Genomic DNA, 18,143 nt, shown 5'->3' with positions numbered 1-18,143 from the left:
ATTTAATTTAAATTTGGAGCATGGGGAAATACTTCTTTTTAATACTTAGTACGGTTCTTATTTCATGCAATGATGGGGACCTTGAGATAGAGACCATAAATTTTGACAGTATTACCACCGTTCAAAATTGTGGTACGATCAACGTAACGGGAACCAATGTTGTTTTTAAGATCAACGATGACGAGGCATTGATCATAGAATTGGCCGATGGACTTATTAAAAATGAAGTGACCGAAACGGAATTGGAAAGTGCAGTCCCCGGAAATACAAGAGTCACGTACCGTATTTTCTCCGATAATGTGTCTACAGCCTATTTTTGTGATGCCGTGCCGCCGATAGAACCTGTGGTAACTGAAGAAATAGAAGCTCAGGCAGGTACGGTCCTTGTGAATACCGTTGCCGTAGATGCAGAGACCTTTGAACACACGATCCGGTTAAGTGGCATCTCATTTGTTATGGAAGATGGTAGTAGGATCACCAATTTACAGATCAACGAGTTCGGAAAAGTAACCACCAAACTCTAAACCGTCCGATTTTAGGGGGTCTGAAAGATATAGACTTCCGTTGCTCCCATTCCATATTTTTGATAATCGGCATCATAATATTTTAGATTATCATATTTTTTAAAAAGATATTTTAGCTCCTCTTTCAATATACCTTCCCCTACTCCATGTATGAACACTACCTTTTGAATACGCTTGGATATGGCAAATTCCAGTTGCCTTTTTGCAGTTTCCATTTGAAGGTCGAGCATATCATAATTACTTAGTGTTCCTGGTTTTTTTACCAACTGACCAATATGGAGATCGACCTCCATTTTTGGCAAATTTCTTTGTTTTGGTCTTAGGTGGACAATTTTTCGCCTCTTAGGTCCTTCTTTCTCTTTTTTAATCTGAGCGACTTCATAATTACTTACTGAAATAGCTTGTTCTATTTTGACCAATTCCTCTTTTTCAAAAGTTAACGGAAAACCATCGTCACTTAAAACAGTAATGTTTTTGCCTTCCATAGCCGTGATAATACCACGAATAACATCATCTATGGCCTCTACCTTATCCCCTATTTTAAAAACAGCCATGATTTTATTTTGATTACACAAAAATAATAGTAATTTTCCATTTCATCCTATAAGGCAATTATGCGTACTACGGCTTTGGCTTTTTTATTGGGTCTAGAAAATTACATGCTTCCGTGCTTTACCAAGAAGTTGTTCGGTTTTGATTGCCCAGGTTGCGGTATCCAAAGATCTTTGGTCTATTTGGCCAAAGGTGAATTTTTAGCGGCCTTTGGGATGTATCCGGCCATTTATCCCATGTTATTGCTTTTTGGGTTCCTGGTCCTGGACAGGTTTTATTCCTTTAAATTTTCCAATAAGATTACCACGGTCCTAATGATCGGTACCGTAGGTATGATCTTGATCAATTATATTTTAAAATTCATCTAACTAAACCCTTTATTATGGAACAACAAAAATTACCAAACGTAACCATTGCTATAGTACTTGGCATTATTTCTTTTATCTGCTGCTGTTTTAGTGCAGGTATCGGAGGAATATTGCTCTCTGGAATAGCATTATTTTTGGTGAACAAGGACACTAAACTGTATAGCGAAAATCCGGAGGGGTATTCAAATTTTAGTACATTAAAAACGGCTAAGATCATAGCTATAATAGGTCTTGCCCTAGGGGCTATAAGTCTGCTTTGGTCCGTTTATTCCATCATGTCCTTAGGTGGATTGGATGCTTATACAGAGCAAGTAAAAGAAATAATGGAACAATACGGACAATAAACAACTCAAGTTCAAGAAAGTATGCAACAACTACCGGGCGCAAGCAATGCCCTCACTTTTGGGATATTATCTATTGTATTGACCTTTTTTTGCTGTGGCCCTTTTGGAGCTATTTTTAGCTTTATTGGTCTGAGCAATGCAAAAAAGGCAGAAAAACTGTATGAAGCGAACCGAGATAGCTATACAGGGTACGAAAATGTAAAAACGGGTCGTGTATTATCCTATATCGGTTTAGGGGTAGCCTTGGTTTATTTAATTCTGGGCATTATCTATTTTGGAGCCATTGGTGCCCTTCTATATGGGGCTGCCCATTAGTGAATTCCATTTAAAAAGCCCCGTTTCAAATTGTTGAAACGGGGCTTTTTTATTTGAACGTATTGTGTCTTATTTAAATTCTTGCAACGTTCTTATAATAATAGCAATGCAATCCAATAGTTGATCTTTTGTCATGATCAGTGGTGGGGCAAACCTGATAATATTGCCATGCGTTGGTTTCGCCAGCAATCCATTTTCCTTTAATGCCATACAAATGTCCCAGGCCGTGGAACTGTCTTCCGTATCATTAATCAAAATAGCATTTAAAAGCCCTTTTCCCCTAACCGCATTTACCAAGGGTGTTCGGGGTATGAACTTGTTCAGTTCAGAACGGAAAAGTTCACCAAGCTCATAAGCATTATTCGCCAGTTCCTCATCCTTGACCACATCTAAAGCAGCTATCCCAACGGCGGCAGCTATGGGGTTGCCACCAAAGGTACTGCCATGGTTGCCCGGTTTAATGACTTCCATGATATCGTCATTGGCCAAAACAGCGGAAACGGGATAAGCACCTCCCGATAACGCCTTCCCCAAAATTAGGATATCCGGTTTAACCTCAGGTGTTCCACTGCAATGCTTATCGGTACAGGAACAATTTCCACAAGTGGCCAATAACCTTCCCGTTCTGGCAATTCCGGTCTGTACCTCATCGGCAATGAACAGTACATTGTGTTTTTCACACAGTTCCCTGGCTTTTTTCAGATACCCTTCGGATGGAACATAAACCCCTGCTTCCCCTTGAATAGGTTCTACCAAAAAACCTGCTACATCAGTATTATGCTCCAAAGCGTTTTCCAAGGCCCGTAAGTTATCGTATTCGATTTTTATAAAACCTTCGGTAAACGGCCCAAAATGTTTGCGGGCCACGGGATCATTGGAAAACGAAATTATTGTTGTGGTACGCCCGTGAAAATTGTTTTCGCAAACAATTATCTTTGCTTCGTTCTCAGGGATCCCTTTCTTCTCATAGGCCCATTTTCTACATAGCTTCAAGGCCGTTTCAACAGCTTCCGCACCAGTATTCATAGGCAGGAGCTTGTCAAACTTAAACGTTTCCGTTGCGTACTTTTCAAACGTACCCAGAACATCATTATAAAATGCTCTTGAAGTAAGTGTCAAGGTTTGCGCCTGATTTACCATTGCCCCAACAATTTTAGGATGGCAATGTCCTTGATTCACGGCCGAATAAGCGGATAAAAAATCATAATACTTTTTTCCTTCCGCATCCCATACAAAAACCCCTTCGCCCCTGCTCAAAACCACGGGCAGGGGGTGATAGTTGTGAGCACCATACTGGTCTTCCAATGCAATGGCATCTTTCGTGGTCATTTTTTCTAAAACTGACATGATAAAAATTACTTTTAAATAAAACTTCAGTAATTCCTTCTATACCTTTTTCCTTTCGAAATCCCGATGGTTATCGGGACGAAAATTCAGCGTAGGAGAGAAATCATCCTTTGTAGAGCTGCTAAATTACTAAATATTCCGTTCATTTATCAAATCCTTCAACAATGGTTCTATATATCGGTTTTATATGATAATGCGGACACTTGAAGTTCCAATCGTTTTATTGCCCTCAAAATATCGTTCTTATCTATTTGCATCCATATATAAAGTTTAAGCATTCCCATAACGATCATACATAAAAACCCTCCGGCCGCCCATTGGATCAATTCTTTAGTGGCCTCCGTATTAAAAAAATTATAAATACAATAGATAAATAACACAAAGAACACCAAATGCACTATGTTCATTACAATGGCAAGCCATCCTAGTTTACCGCTATGCACTTCGTTCAATTTTCCAAACAGGCTCGGCTCTTCCAAACCCTCATAAAATTTTGCCTCTTCCTTGGTCAACGTTTCTTTAATAAGCTGATCGATTTTTTCCCTATCCTTTTTCATACGATTAATTTTTAAGAATTGTTTTTAATTTTTCCCGTGCGTGGAACAATCTCGATTTTATTGTCCCCACGGATACTTGTAAAATCTCACTGATCTCGTTTAATGAATACTCCTCTTTATAAAATAATTGCAATACCTCTTGTTGATTATGGGGCAGGCTTTTTAACGCACTATTAAGTTTCTGTATCTCACTCGTCTTTTCATCATAAACTTCTTCTTCCCGTGGCATGGATCCATAGGATTTAAGTTTTTCCCTTTGCCTTTGCTCTCTTTTTAAAAAATTCAACGACTTTCGGGTCACGATTCTCATGGCCCAGCTTTCAAATGCGTTTTCATCCTTTAAATCATTGATTTTATGCATGATAATACGCCAACAGTCTTGTACAATATCCTGGGATATGTCCATATCTTTGACATACCAATGAGAGCGCCCACATAGTTTCTTATGATACCGCTTTACCAATAACTCCAAAGCTTTTTCATCCCCCGAACGATATTGAAGTACCAATAGCCCATCAAATATTTTTCTTGAGTCGTTCATTACGCCCTTGTTGACAATGGTCTCATTTAAAATAAATCACCTTTCCTCGGAACAATAGTTGTTTGGCAATAGACCATGATGGCAATTTATCCGCATCAACAGTAATGGTCCTTATCTCTTTGGCAATTAATCGACTGTTGCGTATTGCTTCTTTATGGGGTCCGCTCAAGGCAAATTTCTTCATTTCATCTTCCGATCGCCATAATGTCATCGTATAGTGTTTTGTCCAAAAGCCTTTTTTCTTATAATCTATATAGCCCATAGATTTCAGTTGCTTCGTTATTTTCCATGCCGAAGAGGAGAGCCGGAAAAATTTAAATGGGGTCTTTAATTCTATTGATGTTATAGTCGCTTTCATAATAAAATCTATTATTCAATACATTTCTAGTTTAAGGACAGCGAAATTTTGAAAAGGTTCATATTTTCCTTAAAATATTGTTATTCATTTTAAAGTTAACGGAATAAATACAATCCAATTCCTATTTTTGCCCAATGCGAAAAAAGAACAGGAGACAGGTCTTTGAGAATGTTGAAGTTGTGGATGCGGGCGCAAAAGGCAAAACTGTTGGAAAAGCCCCGGACGGACGGGTAATTTTTTTAACGAATACCGTTCCAGGAGACGTGGTAGATGTACGGACCACTAAAAAAAGAAAGGCCTACTTTGAGGGAATAGCTACTAAATTTCATCACCTATCCGATAAAAGAGTACAACCCGTATGTGAGCATTTTGGTACTTGTGGCGGATGCAAGTGGCAGGATATGGGCTATGAGCATCAACTTTTTTATAAGCAGAAGGAAGTTGAAAACAATTTAAGGCGAATAGGCCATTTAGAACTGCCCGAAATTTCCCCGATCTTAGGCTCCAAAAAACAATATTTCTATCGGAATAAAATGGAATTCTCCTTCTCGGACAGCCGATGGCTGACCTTGGAGGAGATAAATTCCGAGGAGACCATCGAGGACAAAAATGCGCTGGGTTTTCATATACCGGGCATGTGGGACAAAATCCTGGATATTAAAAAATGCCACTTACAGCAAGACCCTTCCAATACCATTCGGTTAGCGGTAAAACAGTTTGCCGTTAAAAATGGCATATCCTTTTATAATCCCAGGCATCATAAGGGAATGCTACGGACCTTAATGATCCGCACTTCGTCCATTGGAGAGCTAATGGTCTTGATCCAATGCTTTGAAGATGAACCGGAAAAACGAAACCTTTTATTGGATTATTTAAAAGTGACCTTTCCGGAAATTACATCGCTCTTGTACGTAGTCAATCAAAAACAGAACGATACCATTTATGATCAGAACGTTATCTGTTATAACGGTCGTGATCATATTTTTGAAAAAATGGAAGGGCTGCAATTCAAGATAAACGCAAAGTCATTTTACCAGACCAATTCCGAACAGGCCTATGAATTGTATAAAATAACCCGAGACCTTGCGGGCCTCACAGGGCAAGAGTTGGTATATGACCTCTATACGGGCACAGGGACCATAGCCCAATTCATTTCCAAAAAAGCTAAAAAAGTTATTGGGATAGAATCCGTACCGGAAGCTATATTGGATGCAAAGGCCAATGCCGACAGGAACAATATCCCCAACGTGGATTTTTTTGTAGGTGATATGAAAAACGTTTTCAATGAGGAATTTATTGCGGAAAACGGTACTCCGGATGTTATTATTACCGATCCGCCACGTGATGGGATGCATAAGGCCGTAGTACAACAAATACTGGATATCGCCCCCCAAAAAGTGGTCTATGTGAGTTGCAATAGTGCAACACAGGCAAGGGATCTGGAATTAATGAAGGAGGCTTACCACATAAAAAAAGTACAGCCCGTAGATATGTTTCCCCAAACGCACCATGTGGAAAATGTTGTACTTTTAACCAAGAAACCATAGCATGCCTAAGATACGTTTGATCATCATATTTTTTTTGGCCATTGTTGCGGTTTCATCCTGCGAAAAGGATGATATCTGCGTAGATGCCAATACACCTTTATTGGTCATAGAATTTTTTGATAATGCCAATAGTACGGATACCAAAAACGTAAATAGCCTACGGGTAGTTGGCCTTGGACAAACGGTCACTGTAAATACCGTAATGGACCGTACCAATTTGAATACCATTAGTATCCCTCTAAAAACCACAGAAGATATCACTAGTTTTTTGTTGATACGGGATTCCGATTCAGATGAAAATGGTGTGGAAACGGGCAACATAGACACCATTAATATTTCCTATGATAGACTGGAGGATTTTAAATCCAGGGCTTGTGGGTTTATTGTCAATTATGAGAATTTAAGCGCATCTCTACAGACCACGGACACGGATTCTTGGATACAGGACATAACGGTCGTTCAATCACAGGTCATTAATTCAGATTCTACCCATGTTAAGATATTTCATTAGTCTACTTCTCTTTTTGAGTCTGATCGGTGGCTATAGCTATGGACAAGACAAACCCATTGATACACGGCCCAAGGATACCGTTGTTTATAAACAATCCTATGGTCTAAGGGCAGGAATCGATCTGAGCAGGCCTATTCTCGGTTTTTTGGACGATGATTATACGGGGGTTGAAATTGTAGCGGACTATAGGCTTACCCAAACATTATACATCGCCGGGGAACTGGGTAATGAAGAAAAAACAAAACAGGAAGATCTGCTTAACTTTACCACTTCGGGAAGTTATATTAAGATCGGTGTTGACAATAATACCTATGCCAACTGGTATGGAGAACAAAACTCGATTTTTATAGGGGGTCGTTTGGCGTACAGTACCTTTAGCCATACCTTGAACAATTATCAGTATTTTGACTCCAACCGCTATTGGAATCCCGATGGTTTTGCCCCAGGTTCGGACGTCTCGGAAGAATTTTCGGGGAGAAGCGCAGCTTGGATAGAAGCAGTATTTGGAACCAAGGTGGAACTTTTTGCCAATATTTTTCTAGGGGCCAGTGTTCGGTTAGGTTTTTTGTTTACGGATACAAGCGACACACGTTTTCCCGATCTTTGGATACCGGGCTTTAACAAGGTTACGGACGGTAGTAAATTCGGTGTAGGCTACAACTATTCCATTTCGTATTTTTTACCCTTTTACAAGAAAAAAAATAAGACGAAGAAAAAAATAGCGGAAACAGGAGAAGGGCAATAATTTGTTAAAGTTCTTTTACCTCTTTTTTAGCGACATATCCATCTCATTGTTTTTGAAACTTTGCCTTTTTGCTGCCCTCGTACATTTCGTATTTCACCAACCGGGATTCCAAGTGGCTATTAAAGACTTTAATTTTCCGTGAAGGCCGGAGCCCCACAAATTTCAAGGCATTCAAATTAGAGGTTATAAACCAGGCGTTGGTCCCCGGGTATCCTTGTTTTAAGGTATTCCCTATATCGTTATAAAACGATTCAACATTAAAACTTGAATCAATATCCGCACGGTTCAGCCTTTCACCATATGGCGGGTTAAAGACCATATGCAATGGGCCTTCCGATTGTTTTATGGTTTTAAAAAAATTATTTCTTTCGATGGTGATATACTCCGAAAGGTTGGCGTTTTCAATATTTTCCCGGGCCTTGCGTACAGCGGAAGGTGCCTTGTCATATCCTATAATATTGTAATGGAACTCCCGTGTCCTCTTTAAACAGGCATCCATTATTTTCCCGTACAATACATCATCAAAATCGGGCCATTTCTCAAAAGCAAAACCTTTCCGGTTAATATTAGCGGGGATATTGCAGGCAATCATGGCCGCTTCCGTAAGCATGGTCCCGCTCCCGCACATGGGGTCGAGAAAATCGCACTGTCCGTCCCATCCGCTCAACAATAAAAGTCCGGCTGCCAATACCTCGTTTATAGGTGCAATATTGGTCGAAATCCTGTACCCCCTATGGTGCAGTGAACTACCCGAACTATCCAGGGATACATTACAATTATTCTTATGGATATGGACATTAATTCGTAAATCCGGATTCTTAACATCCACACTCGGCCTACGGCCGTTCATATCCCTGAACTTATCCGCAATGGCATCTTTTGTCTTCTGGGAAACGTACAATGAATGTGTAAAGTCATCCGAATGCACCGTAGCATCTATGGCAAAGGTATGGTCCGGGGACAAATATCGGGACCAATCCATCTGGTATATCTTTCGGTACAGGTCCATTTCGTTCCCTACAGAAAAAGATTGAATAGGCTTAATGATCTTTATGGCGGTCCTAAGACAAAGATTGGCCTTGTACATAAAACCCGTGTCCCCTTCAAAAGAGACATGCCGTGTACCCTGAGTAACATTTCCCGCTCCCAGACCTCTTAATTCCTTGGCTAAAATCTCCTCGAAACCAAAAAGTGTCTTGGCCAACATTTTGAAATTTTTACTCATCATATTCCATTATAATACCGCAAAAATAAACTAATTTTGACGCACCCTTTGCCCTTTTATTAATATTGGACAATTTACCGTACCCACCTAAAGATGATCTACATTTTACCCATTCTGGCAGTAGTGCTGAGTTTTATTTTTGTGTATTTGGTAAGACCTCAAGCAAAAGAATATTATAAACTCTTTTTGGCTTTTAGCGGTGCCTTTTTATTGGCCCTTACCATTTTTGAATTGCTCCCGGAAATTTATGAAAATACCAACTCCAGACACATTGGTGTATTTATAATGTTCGGCATCCTGTTTCAAATATTTTTAGAATTTTTCTCTAAAGGAGCAGAGCATGGCCACGTCCATTTTTCAGTTGAAAATGCCAATTTCCCATGGCTGCTATTTATAAGTATCTGTATCCACTCCCTTTTGGAAGGGTTGCCCATTGTTAATAACGATACCATTATTTACGGCATTTTAATCCATAAAGTTCCCATTGCCATTATACTCAGTATATTTTTGATCGGTTCCAAACTAAAGTTACAGAACGCTATTTTCTTTATGTTGGTATTTTCAATGATGACACCTTTAGGGACATATTTAGCGGATAATGTTGATTTGCTCCTCCAATATTCATCTATACTCAATGCCCTCGTTATCGGTGTGTTTTTTCATATTTCGACCATTATATTGTTCGAGAGTTCCGAGGGGCATAAGTTCAACCTTAGAAAGTTGATCGTAATCGTAGCAGGTATCGTTATTGCTTATTTTTTGTAGATGTTCAACAAAGAGGAATCACGTAAACTTCGGGAGGAATTTTGGATCGCTTTTGGAAAATCCTATCCCAAAAAATGGATTTTGTACAAGACCAAGGTAAAGGGCCTTTCTTTTAAGTTTCATTTTGATGTAAAAAAGGCAATGGTTTCCTTAGATGCGGATGGTAATCTGGAACGGCGTATTTTTCTTTGGGAAAAATTGAGTTCCCTAAAATCGATATTAACGGATGAATATTTTCCCGAAGCTATTTTTGAAGAGGATTACTTGTTGGAAAATCAAAAAGGAATTTCTAGAATTTACCTAGAAAAATCAGGAGTTTCCATCCATGACAAAAATACATGGCGGGAAACTATGGTATTTTTAAATGAAACCATGATTTGTTTTGAAACTTTCTTTTTGGAATATCGGGATATTATAACGTCTTGACCTCCCAACTGCCCCATCTTCAATTTCAAAGAACTTCATGATAAACATGTGGAACAAAGCTAAAACCCAACACTAATCAATCAATCCAAAAAAACGAGGCAACCATAGGGAAATCCCGGAAAAATAGGTAATCAAGAATAGAATCGCCGTCATAGCGGCCAATAGAGGCAATAAAGGTCTGATTACCTTGGTGACCGGAACCCTGGCCACGCCGCTCCCCACAAACAGTAAGGTACCTACGGGAGGGGTGCAGATTCCAATACAAAGGTTCAGCACAATGACCATCCCAAACTGAACGGGATGCATCCCCAAGGTCATGGCCACCGGCAAAAATATAGGTGTGAAAATCAAAACGGCCGGGGTCATGTCCATAAACGTACCTACAATAAGAAGAATCAAATTAATGATCAAAAAAACAAGGATAGGATTGTTTACGGAATCTACCAATAACCCTGTTAACATTTGGGGAATCCCCTCAAAAGAAAACAACCAGGACATAGCCATGGAAGTGGCTATCAAAAACATAACAATAGCGGTAGTTTTTGCACTCTTTAATAAGATAGGCTTAAAATCCCCGAACCGTAGTTCCTTATTAAAAAAACCCAAAAGCATGGCATAGACCACGGCAATGGCCGCTGCTTCCGTGGCCGTAAAAATCCCCGCTACAATACCGCCTATAACGATTACTAAAAGGGTAAGGCTTAAAAAAGCATTTTTAAAATCACGGAACAACTGTCTAAAACCTACCCTGTCCGCTTTGGGCAATCCCTTTCGCTTAGCATAAATATAGACCATCAACATAATGGCCAACCCTACCAAGATTCCCGGAATATAACCGGCAATGAACAAAGCGGCCACGGATGCCGTTCCTCCGCTGGCCAAGGCAAAAATTATCAAAACGTTACTGGGGGGTATCAAAAGACCGGTCGTTGAGGAGCTGATGTTAACGGCTGCACTGAATTCCCGTGGATAGCCTTCTTTTTCCATTTTGTCCGTCAACGTACTCCCAATGGCGGAAGCCGCTGCAATGGCGGAACCCGAAATCGCCCCGAAAAGCATGGCCGATATGATATTTACATAAGCCAATCCGCCGGGCAAACTGCCAACAAGGGACTTGGCAAAGTCTATCAATCGCCTTGCGACACCTCCCCTGTTCATAAGTTCTCCGGCCAAAATAAAAAAGGGAATCGCCAAAAGTGCAAAATTGTCTATTCCTGTGGTCATCCGTTGACTAGCCGTGGTAACCGATGGCAAAAAAGCAATGTTGACGATCAATACAAGTGTTGTGGAAATACCGATGGAATAGGCTACCGGGACCCCATAGACCAAAAGCCCTATAAAACTTATAAAAAGCACCAAAACACTTATTAATTCTATGCTCATCTATTTAAAATTTAGTTTCTTGATATTGTATAGGGAAAAGAACATAATGACCACCCCGCATACCGGAACAATGGCATACACGTACCCCAAGGGCAGGTGAAGGGCCGAAGATGTTTGTCCTAATTTTAGCGTAGTATACACCAAATTGCCCCCGCCTATGACCATTACTACAAAAGCAAAAATCGCCATAAGCACTTGAATGACCTTTTGCCTTCCCTGTTTTTTCTTCTCGGGTAATTTTGATAATAAGAAATCCATGGAAAGGTGCCCTTCTTTTTGTCCGTTGATATAGGCCGCTCCCAGAACGGTCAGCCAAATCAATGAAAAACGGGCAAATTCCTCGGTAAAGGAACTTGATTGTCCTACTATATACCGAGATATTACCTGCCAGACCACATCGATTACGAGCAACCCAAAAATAATGATCAAAAATGTTTCAATGGTTTTAATGAGGATGTTATACGTCTTTTGCATTAGTTGGCCTGTATTTTTTCGATCACTTTTTTCATTTCCGGCTCTTGCATCATTTTTTCCAAAACAGGAGTCGATTTTGAGGAGAATTGGGTTTTATCCGGATAGAAAAACTGAACGTTCGCTTTTTTTAATACCTCCATATTCTCCTTTACCGTATCTTCCCAATATACTTTTTGCTTGGCCACACTTTCATCTGCCGCTTCCTGAAGCCACTGTTTTTCTTGATCATTCAACTGATTCCAAAATGTGGTACCCACCACGACCACGTCCGGCACCATGGTATGCTCATCGAACGTATAATACTTACACACCTCATAATGGTTGGAGGTAACAAAAGAAGGGATGTTATTTTCCGCACCGTCCACAACGTTCTGCTGCAGGGCCGTGTACAATTCGCCATAGGCCATAGGTGTTGCAGACCCTCCAAGTGTATTGACCATGTCCACGGACATTTGATCGTTCATGGTCCTGATTTTCATTCCATCCAGATCGGACGGTGTATTTACAGGTTTTTTCTTGGCATAAAAACTACGGGCACCGGCATCATAAAAACAAAGTCCGCGTAACAAATACTCCGAACCGCTCTCCAACAATTCCTTTCCTACCTCTCCTTCCAAAACATTGAACAAATGTTCCCTATCGCGAAATAAATAGGGAATACCGGTAACTTTATATTCCGGTGCAAAATTGGACATGGATGCCGCACTTACCTTGGTCATTGCAATACTGCCGATCTGTAATAATTCCAGTACTTCACGTTCATTTCCCAATTGGCCATCCGGAAATATCTTAATCTGTAGTTTTCCATCGGATTTTTTTTCCGCGGACTCTTTCATGGCCAAAATCCCTTTATGCACCGGATGGGACGTAGGCAAAGTATGCGCAAAATAAAGCACTTTCCTATCCTGGATTTCAGAACAAGAACTTAACATAAATAAGCCCGTTACCATCACAGCAAAGGAATACACCAACCTAAACCTCAAAATGTTCGATAATCTAAAACGATCCATTCTTTACAATTAAATATTAAGCCCTTCCCGGATACCTTTTTCCAATCCGGACAACTGCATCAATCCCATTGCCCTTCCCACCAACGAATAACCACAATAAAAATCGTCTTGCCTTTTCATATCGTCCAACAAAACATGGCCATGATCAGGGCGCATGGGAATCCGTATAATGCCAGAGGTATTTTCTTTTCTCTTTTTTTGCTCCAGAACGATCGCGCGCATTACTTTTTCAATGGGTACGGAACCATTTAAATGTTCTGCTTCATAAAAACTGCCATCATCTTGTCTCGCCACATTTCTAAGGTGGATAAAATGAACTTTGTCCCCGAAATCCTCAATAATCTTGACCAGATCATTACCACCGGACGCTCCCAAAGAACCTGAACAAAAAGTTAGGCCATTGCTCGGTGACGGGCAAGCATCCAAAATAAATTTGAGTTCTTCATAATTTGATGCGATACGTGGCACACCAAAGACAGAAAATGGCGGGTCATCTGGGTGAATGGCCATTTTAACACCTAATTTTTCTGCTTCCGGGATAATGGCCTTTAAAAAATAGGCCAAGTTTTCCTGTAATTGCGCTTTGCTTATCTGAAGTACAGTTGCATGATTTTTTTTAAATTCGTCCAGAGCGATCAATTTTCTGGAACCCGGCATTCCTGCAAGAATAGCCTCTTCTAGGTTTTTTCGCCCGACAGCATCCAAACCTTCAAAATAAATCCTGGTTTTTTTCAAAGTTGCCGCATCATACGTACGTTCCGCCCCTTCCCTTTTCAAAATATACAGATCAAAGGCCGCAGCGGCAATAGGATCATATAATAAAGCCGAAGCACCATTGGGCAATTTATGGTCCAGATCGGTACGAGTCCAATCGATGAGTTGCATAAAATTATAGCATACTACACGAATATCGTTTTGGGCCAGATTTCTAAGGGTTTGAATATAATTGGCAATATATCTGTCCCGCTCGGGAAGACCATATTTTATAGCGGTATGAACGTTGACACTCTCCACTACGGACCACTCCATGTCATGTACCTCTATTTCATTTTTAAGCGAGACAATGGCCTCTACGGACCATATTTCCCCTAAAGGCACATCTTGACATGCCGCCACAATACCTTCTACTCCCAGTTGACGAACGTCATTTAAGGTTACCCCAAATTCTGGTCCGAACCAACGAAATGTTTTCTTTAAATACTCCATTTTATACTCCTGAAAAAGAACTGAATCCACCATCTACATCAAAAATACTTCCGGTCACAAAACTGGAGGCATCACTCAATAAGTAATGTACCGCACCATTAAGTTCAGAAGCATCCCCAAATCTAGCCATTGGCGTGTTATCTATTATTTTATTACCTCTATCCGTATATGAACCATCCTCATTGGTCAATAATCTTCTATTTTGATTTCCTATAAAAAAGCCAGGCGCGATAGCGTTTACCCTAATCTTGTCCGTAAATTTAGAGGCCATTTCATTGGCCATCCATTGCGTAAACGTATCTACGCCCGCCTTGGCCATAGAATAACCCAAAACACGGGAAATTGCCTGTTTGGAAGCCATAGAAGATATGTTTATGATAGACCCAAAACCTTGTTCCGCCATGATTCCACTCAGAACAATGGTCGGGGTTACGGTCCCTAAAAGATTGATATCCAAAACTTTTCTCGTATCTGAAATGGCAATATCATATATACTCTGTTCCGATGTTAACGTAGCTCCGGGAATATTGCCTCCTGCCAAATTTATCAATCCGTCCAACCTGCCAAAATCAGAAGCTATTTCTTTCTTTACCTCTATAAGGGCTTCTTCGTTCAATACATCCACCTCAAAAGAGAACGTACTATCGGAAACGATTGTATTCAATGCTTCTTTCTTGGTCAGTAATTTACTTTGGGAACGCCCCAACAATATAACTCTTGCACCTTCCCGCACCAAATATTCGGCAATGGAACCACCTAAAGTTCCGGTCCCTCCGGAAAGTACATATATTTTATCCTTTATGGAAAATAAATCTTTCATTCAATTTTATTTTTTGACCTTATCTTGGACTTTTATATTGGCAATAAACTATATTGATATAGCCTATTTCCCGTTCCAAAAGTTTACCATTGGCAAGATACTGCAAATAGTTTTTAGTTAAATATATAAAATACCCCTATGTTATATTTTAAACTTTTTTACAAAAAAAACAAAGTTTATACCCGTTAACGGATATACATTAATTGCAGAAATTATAGTAATTTACGACCCATCCCTAAAATTATTTTATAGAGGATCCGTGGAAAATAAAATAAAAAAGATAATGGTGTTTATTGGGGCTTCTTTGGCAAGCTACAATCTGTGGTCACAGATACCAAAATCATTTGAAGTTTCGGAAAATTGGCACTCACGGATAACGGAATTGGCCCCTTCGTCCCCTAGGGTAAAAAATACGAAAAAAAAGAGAATATTGGTTTTTTCCAAGGCTACGGGATATGAACATTGGAGCATTCCCCATAATAATGTCATGCTTAAAATCTTAGGTAAAAAATCAGGTGCTTTTGAAGTGCATATAGGCTATGACATTCAAAATTTTCAAAAAAACAATCTTAAAAAATATGATGGCATAATTCTGAACAACACCTGTCCTGCAAATCCGGACAGAAATCTATTTGCAGATTTATTGCACCAAAACTCTACCCTGAGCAAAGAAAGGATTGCTCAATTAGCCCGGGAATATGAACAAAATTTAATGATGTATGTTTCAAAGGGAGGTGGATTAATGCTATTACATGGAGGTATTACGGTACAAAACAATTCCCTGGAATTTAGCAAAATGACAGGAGGCAGCTTTGACTACCATCCCAAACAACAAAAAATGCATGTAAAAGAGGTAGATTCTACCCATCCAATGGTACAGGCATTTAAAAAAGATGGATTTATTCATGTAGACGAGCCTTACTTTTTTAAAAATGCGTATAACGATTACAATTTTAGACCGCTACTTTACATAGAGACAAATAAATTGGAAGGATTACAAAAAGAACCGAAGAATAGTTCAAACTATATCTCTTGGATTAAAAAACATGGGAAGGGAAGGGTATTTTACAGTGCTCCCGGGCATAACGCGCAAAGTTTGGAAAATCCGGAACTACTTCAATTTTATTTGGACGGTATGCAGTATATTGTGGGAGATTTAAAATGTGATGATAGCCCATTAAAAATATCCGAAAACGGCCAATGACCTCCAAGGCTTTATCAATAATCAATAAACCATTTGGCCCAATCGCTAATCCAGAAGACCATTTACATAAAAAAGAATATGACAGAATTTTTAGGAACGGACTTTCTTTTAGAGAATAAATATGCAGTAGAACTGTATCATGAGTATGCCAAAAACATGCCGATTATAGATTATCATAATCATTTATCACCCGGCGATATAGCTCAGGACACCATTTTTTCAAATTTAACGCAGGTTTGGATAAATGGCGACCATTATAAATGGAGGGCCATGAGAACAGTGGGAATCAACGAAAAATATGTTACCGGAAATGCGGGCGATCAAGAAAAATTTCAAAAATGGGCTTTTACCGTTCCGTACACCTTGAGAAATCCCTTATACCATTGGACACATATGGAACTGCAACGTTATTTTGATATCAATAGCCTTTTGTGTCCGGAAAATGCAGATGATATTTTTGGGGAAACCCAGGAAAAGCTTCAAACAAAACCGTTTAGTTGTAGGAATTTGTTGCATAAAATGAATATTGAATTCCTTTGCACTACGGAAGATCCTACCGATACACTCTCCGATCATCGTAAAATCACAAATGAAGGTCTTAAAATGAGCGTTAGTACGGCATTTAGGCCAGATAAAGCATTGGCTATAGAAACCGAAGGTTACTTGGGTTATATAGAACAATTGGGAGCGGCGGATAACCGATCTATAACTTCTTACGATGAGCTATGCGAAACTTTGTCCAATAGAATACGATTTTTTCACAATAATGGATGTCGCATATCCGATCATGGGCTGCCCCATTTATATGCAGAGGATTTTACGCATAATGAAATCACTACGATATTTAAAAAGAAATACCAAGGTTCCCCTATTTCAGAAATTGAAACCAATAAATTTAAAAGTGCTCTTTTGCAATTCTTATCAAAAGAATACCATAGTTTAGGGTGGGTACAACAATTTCATTTAGGTGCGCTAAGAAATAACAATACCCGTAAGTTTGGGCAACTGGGTCCTGATACAGGCTGGGATTCTATCGGCGATTGGTCCCAGGCGGCATCCCTGTCCGGATTTTTAAATAAATTGGATAGCACGGACCAGCTCTGTAAAACCATAATTTACAATCTCAACCCAAGAGACAATGAGATCATGGCCAGTATGATCGGTAATTTTAACGATGGATCCATAAAAGGGAAACTACAATTTGGATCCGGATGGTGGTTTTTAGATCAAAAAGATGGAATGACAAAACAGATCAATGCGTTATCCAACATAGGGTTGCTTAGTTGTTTTATTGGAATGTTGACGGATTCCAGAAGTTTTTTATCATTTCCCAGACATGAATATTTCAGGAGAATTCTATGCAACTTATTCGGCAAGGAAATTGAAAATGGCCAATTGCCCAATGATATGTCATGGATCGGAAAAATAATTCAGGATATATCATATAACAATGCAAAATCATATTTTAATCTTTAAACCACTCACGTTATTTAACTCCTCCTGGTCAAAAAGTATAAATTTGATTATACCCTTTTAATTAAACCAGTTAAACTTTTTGGATTTTAGTGAAAATTACGGGTTCTTACAATACCCTTAATTATAGATGTATACCGATTTTTCATTGATTGAAGTGGCTGCAATCGCTCCCCAACTAGATTCTTCAATATGCCAAAGTAAAAGTTTTTAAAACACTCCTAGTAGCTATCGGGACCAAGTGTCAAAATGTAGAATTCTTCCTGTATAGATTAACTACAATTTTTATCTAAACACTTTGTTCTTAATACTTTGCCCCCTGAACCTGAACGGGGGAGGGTCTTTTCCATAAAAAAAGGGCCCTCCACGTAACGTGAAGGGCCCTTCGAGGAAGGCGGCTTCCTACTCTCCCACTTGGTATAGCAGTACCATCGGCGCGGACGGGCTT

At 39.5% G+C, this 18,143-nt stretch carries 22 protein-coding genes; 11 read left to right on the top strand and 11 right to left on the bottom strand.

Annotated elements, in window-relative coordinates; translation table 11 throughout:
* Positions 1-20 precede the first annotated feature (20 nt).
* Positions 21-524: a hypothetical protein gene (locus ACKWB9_RS10870; protein ID WP_414003042.1), complete on the top strand. Its 504-nt coding sequence runs from the start codon at positions 21-23 to the stop codon at positions 522-524.
* A gap of 11 nt (positions 525-535) precedes the next feature.
* On the opposite strand, the gene ACKWB9_RS10865 is transcribed toward ACKWB9_RS10870, so the two are convergent.
* Positions 536-1,078 carry a Smr/MutS family protein gene (locus ACKWB9_RS10865; protein ID WP_414003041.1) on the bottom strand — a complete coding sequence of 181 codons (543 nt, stop codon included), beginning with the start codon at positions 1,076-1,078 and terminating at the stop codon, positions 536-538.
* A gap of 60 nt (positions 1,079-1,138) precedes the next feature.
* On the opposite strand from ACKWB9_RS10865, the gene ACKWB9_RS10860 reads away from it, so the two are divergent.
* Genes ACKWB9_RS10860 through ACKWB9_RS10850 form a run of 3 tightly spaced genes read left to right on the top strand, consistent with a single transcriptional unit; the run spans position 1,139 to position 2,103 of the window.
* The gene (locus ACKWB9_RS10860) at positions 1,139-1,444 is read left to right on the top strand and encodes a DUF2752 domain-containing protein (protein WP_414003040.1); all 306 of its coding nucleotides are present in this window, start codon (positions 1,139-1,141) and stop codon (positions 1,442-1,444) included.
* 14 nt (positions 1,445-1,458) lie between these two features.
* On the top strand, positions 1,459-1,788 hold the full coding sequence (locus tag ACKWB9_RS10855; protein WP_414003039.1) for a CCC motif membrane protein: 330 nt from the start codon (positions 1,459-1,461) through the stop codon (positions 1,786-1,788).
* A 21-nt stretch (positions 1,789-1,809) separates the two neighbouring features.
* On the top strand, positions 1,810-2,103 hold the full coding sequence (locus tag ACKWB9_RS10850; protein WP_414003038.1) for a CCC motif membrane protein: 294 nt from the start codon (positions 1,810-1,812) through the stop codon (positions 2,101-2,103).
* 69 nt (positions 2,104-2,172) lie between these two features.
* On the opposite strand, the gene rocD is transcribed toward ACKWB9_RS10850, so the two are convergent.
* The 4 genes from rocD to ACKWB9_RS10830 form a co-directional block, all read right to left on the bottom strand.
* On the bottom strand, positions 2,173-3,450 hold the full coding sequence (gene rocD, locus ACKWB9_RS10845; RefSeq protein ID WP_414003037.1) for an ornithine--oxo-acid transaminase: 1,278 nt from the start codon (positions 3,448-3,450) through the stop codon (positions 2,173-2,175).
* A 170-nt stretch (positions 3,451-3,620) separates the two neighbouring features.
* Positions 3,621-4,007 (bottom strand): DUF6768 family protein, encoded by a 387-nt coding sequence (locus ACKWB9_RS10840; protein ID WP_414003036.1) that lies wholly within the window; start codon positions 4,005-4,007, stop codon positions 3,621-3,623.
* 4 nt (positions 4,008-4,011) lie between these two features.
* Complete coding sequence (locus ACKWB9_RS10835) at positions 4,012-4,548, bottom strand: RNA polymerase sigma factor (protein WP_414003035.1); 537 nt, start codon at positions 4,546-4,548, stop codon at positions 4,012-4,014.
* Positions 4,549-4,570: 22 nt separating this feature from the next.
* Positions 4,571-4,906: a DUF3291 domain-containing protein gene (locus tag ACKWB9_RS10830; RefSeq protein ID WP_414003034.1), complete on the bottom strand. Its 336-nt coding sequence runs from the start codon at positions 4,904-4,906 to the stop codon at positions 4,571-4,573.
* Between the two features lie 134 nt (positions 4,907-5,040).
* Between ACKWB9_RS10830 and rlmD the strand changes: the two genes are divergently transcribed.
* From rlmD to ACKWB9_RS10815, 3 genes are read left to right on the top strand one after another with little or no spacing between them, the layout of a single operon-like run.
* Complete coding sequence (gene rlmD, locus ACKWB9_RS10825; protein ID WP_414003033.1) at positions 5,041-6,453, top strand: 23S rRNA (uracil(1939)-C(5))-methyltransferase RlmD; 1,413 nt, start codon at positions 5,041-5,043, stop codon at positions 6,451-6,453.
* Position 6,454: 1 nt separating this feature from the next.
* A complete protein-coding gene (locus ACKWB9_RS10820) occupies positions 6,455-6,964 on the top strand; it encodes a DUF6452 family protein (protein ID WP_414003032.1) in 510 nt (169 codons plus the stop codon).
* The gene (locus ACKWB9_RS10815) at positions 6,945-7,709 is read left to right on the top strand and encodes a DUF6048 family protein (RefSeq protein ID WP_414003031.1); all 765 of its coding nucleotides are present in this window, start codon (positions 6,945-6,947) and stop codon (positions 7,707-7,709) included. The genes ACKWB9_RS10820 and ACKWB9_RS10815 overlap by 20 nt, the downstream gene beginning before the upstream one ends.
* A gap of 43 nt (positions 7,710-7,752) precedes the next feature.
* Here the strand turns inward: ACKWB9_RS10815 and ACKWB9_RS10810 are convergent, their stop codons facing one another.
* Entirely contained in the window at positions 7,753-8,934 is a 1,182-nt protein-coding gene (locus ACKWB9_RS10810; RefSeq protein ID WP_414003030.1) for a THUMP domain-containing class I SAM-dependent RNA methyltransferase, read from the bottom strand.
* 93 nt (positions 8,935-9,027) lie between these two features.
* Between ACKWB9_RS10810 and ACKWB9_RS10805 the strand changes: the two genes are divergently transcribed.
* Together ACKWB9_RS10805 and ACKWB9_RS10800 are read left to right on the top strand one after the other, a co-directional pair.
* Complete coding sequence (locus ACKWB9_RS10805) at positions 9,028-9,699, top strand: ZIP family metal transporter (RefSeq protein ID WP_414003029.1); 672 nt, start codon at positions 9,028-9,030, stop codon at positions 9,697-9,699.
* Entirely contained in the window at positions 9,700-10,125 is a 426-nt protein-coding gene (locus ACKWB9_RS10800; RefSeq protein WP_414003028.1) for a DUF4268 domain-containing protein, read from the top strand. It begins immediately after the preceding gene.
* A gap of 72 nt (positions 10,126-10,197) precedes the next feature.
* On the opposite strand, the gene ACKWB9_RS10795 is transcribed toward ACKWB9_RS10800, so the two are convergent.
* Genes ACKWB9_RS10795 through ACKWB9_RS10775 form a run of 5 tightly spaced genes read right to left on the bottom strand, consistent with a single transcriptional unit; the run spans position 10,198 to position 15,018 of the window.
* Positions 10,198-11,508 (bottom strand): TRAP transporter large permease, encoded by a 1,311-nt coding sequence (locus ACKWB9_RS10795; protein WP_414003027.1) that lies wholly within the window; start codon positions 11,506-11,508, stop codon positions 10,198-10,200.
* A complete protein-coding gene (locus ACKWB9_RS10790) occupies positions 11,509-11,982 on the bottom strand; it encodes a TRAP transporter small permease (RefSeq protein WP_414003026.1) in 474 nt (157 codons plus the stop codon).
* Complete coding sequence (locus tag ACKWB9_RS10785) at positions 11,982-12,992, bottom strand: TRAP transporter substrate-binding protein (protein ID WP_414003025.1); 1,011 nt, start codon at positions 12,990-12,992, stop codon at positions 11,982-11,984. The genes ACKWB9_RS10790 and ACKWB9_RS10785 overlap by 1 nt, the downstream gene beginning before the upstream one ends.
* Positions 12,993-13,001: 9 nt before the next feature.
* Entirely contained in the window at positions 13,002-14,198 is a 1,197-nt protein-coding gene (gene uxuA / locus ACKWB9_RS10780; protein WP_414003024.1) for a mannonate dehydratase, read from the bottom strand.
* A 1-nt stretch (position 14,199) separates the two neighbouring features.
* A complete protein-coding gene (locus ACKWB9_RS10775) occupies positions 14,200-15,018 on the bottom strand; it encodes an SDR family oxidoreductase (RefSeq protein WP_414003023.1) in 819 nt (272 codons plus the stop codon).
* Positions 15,019-15,277: 259 nt separating this feature from the next.
* On the opposite strand from ACKWB9_RS10775, the gene ACKWB9_RS10770 reads away from it, so the two are divergent.
* Both ACKWB9_RS10770 and uxaC read left to right on the top strand, forming a co-directional pair.
* Complete coding sequence (locus ACKWB9_RS10770) at positions 15,278-16,222, top strand: ThuA domain-containing protein (RefSeq protein WP_414003022.1); 945 nt, start codon at positions 15,278-15,280, stop codon at positions 16,220-16,222.
* 78 nt (positions 16,223-16,300) lie between these two features.
* The gene (uxaC, locus tag ACKWB9_RS10765) at positions 16,301-17,698 is read left to right on the top strand and encodes a glucuronate isomerase (protein ID WP_414003021.1); all 1,398 of its coding nucleotides are present in this window, start codon (positions 16,301-16,303) and stop codon (positions 17,696-17,698) included.
* Positions 17,699-18,143 lie beyond the last annotated feature (445 nt).

Origin of the sequence: Maribacter spongiae (assembly GCF_047345125.1) — a bacterium.
Classification (GTDB): Bacteria; Bacteroidota; Bacteroidia; order Flavobacteriales; family Flavobacteriaceae; genus Maribacter.
Note: the sequence above shows the minus strand (reverse complement) of the source record. Positions and strands in the feature narration are given on the sequence as shown.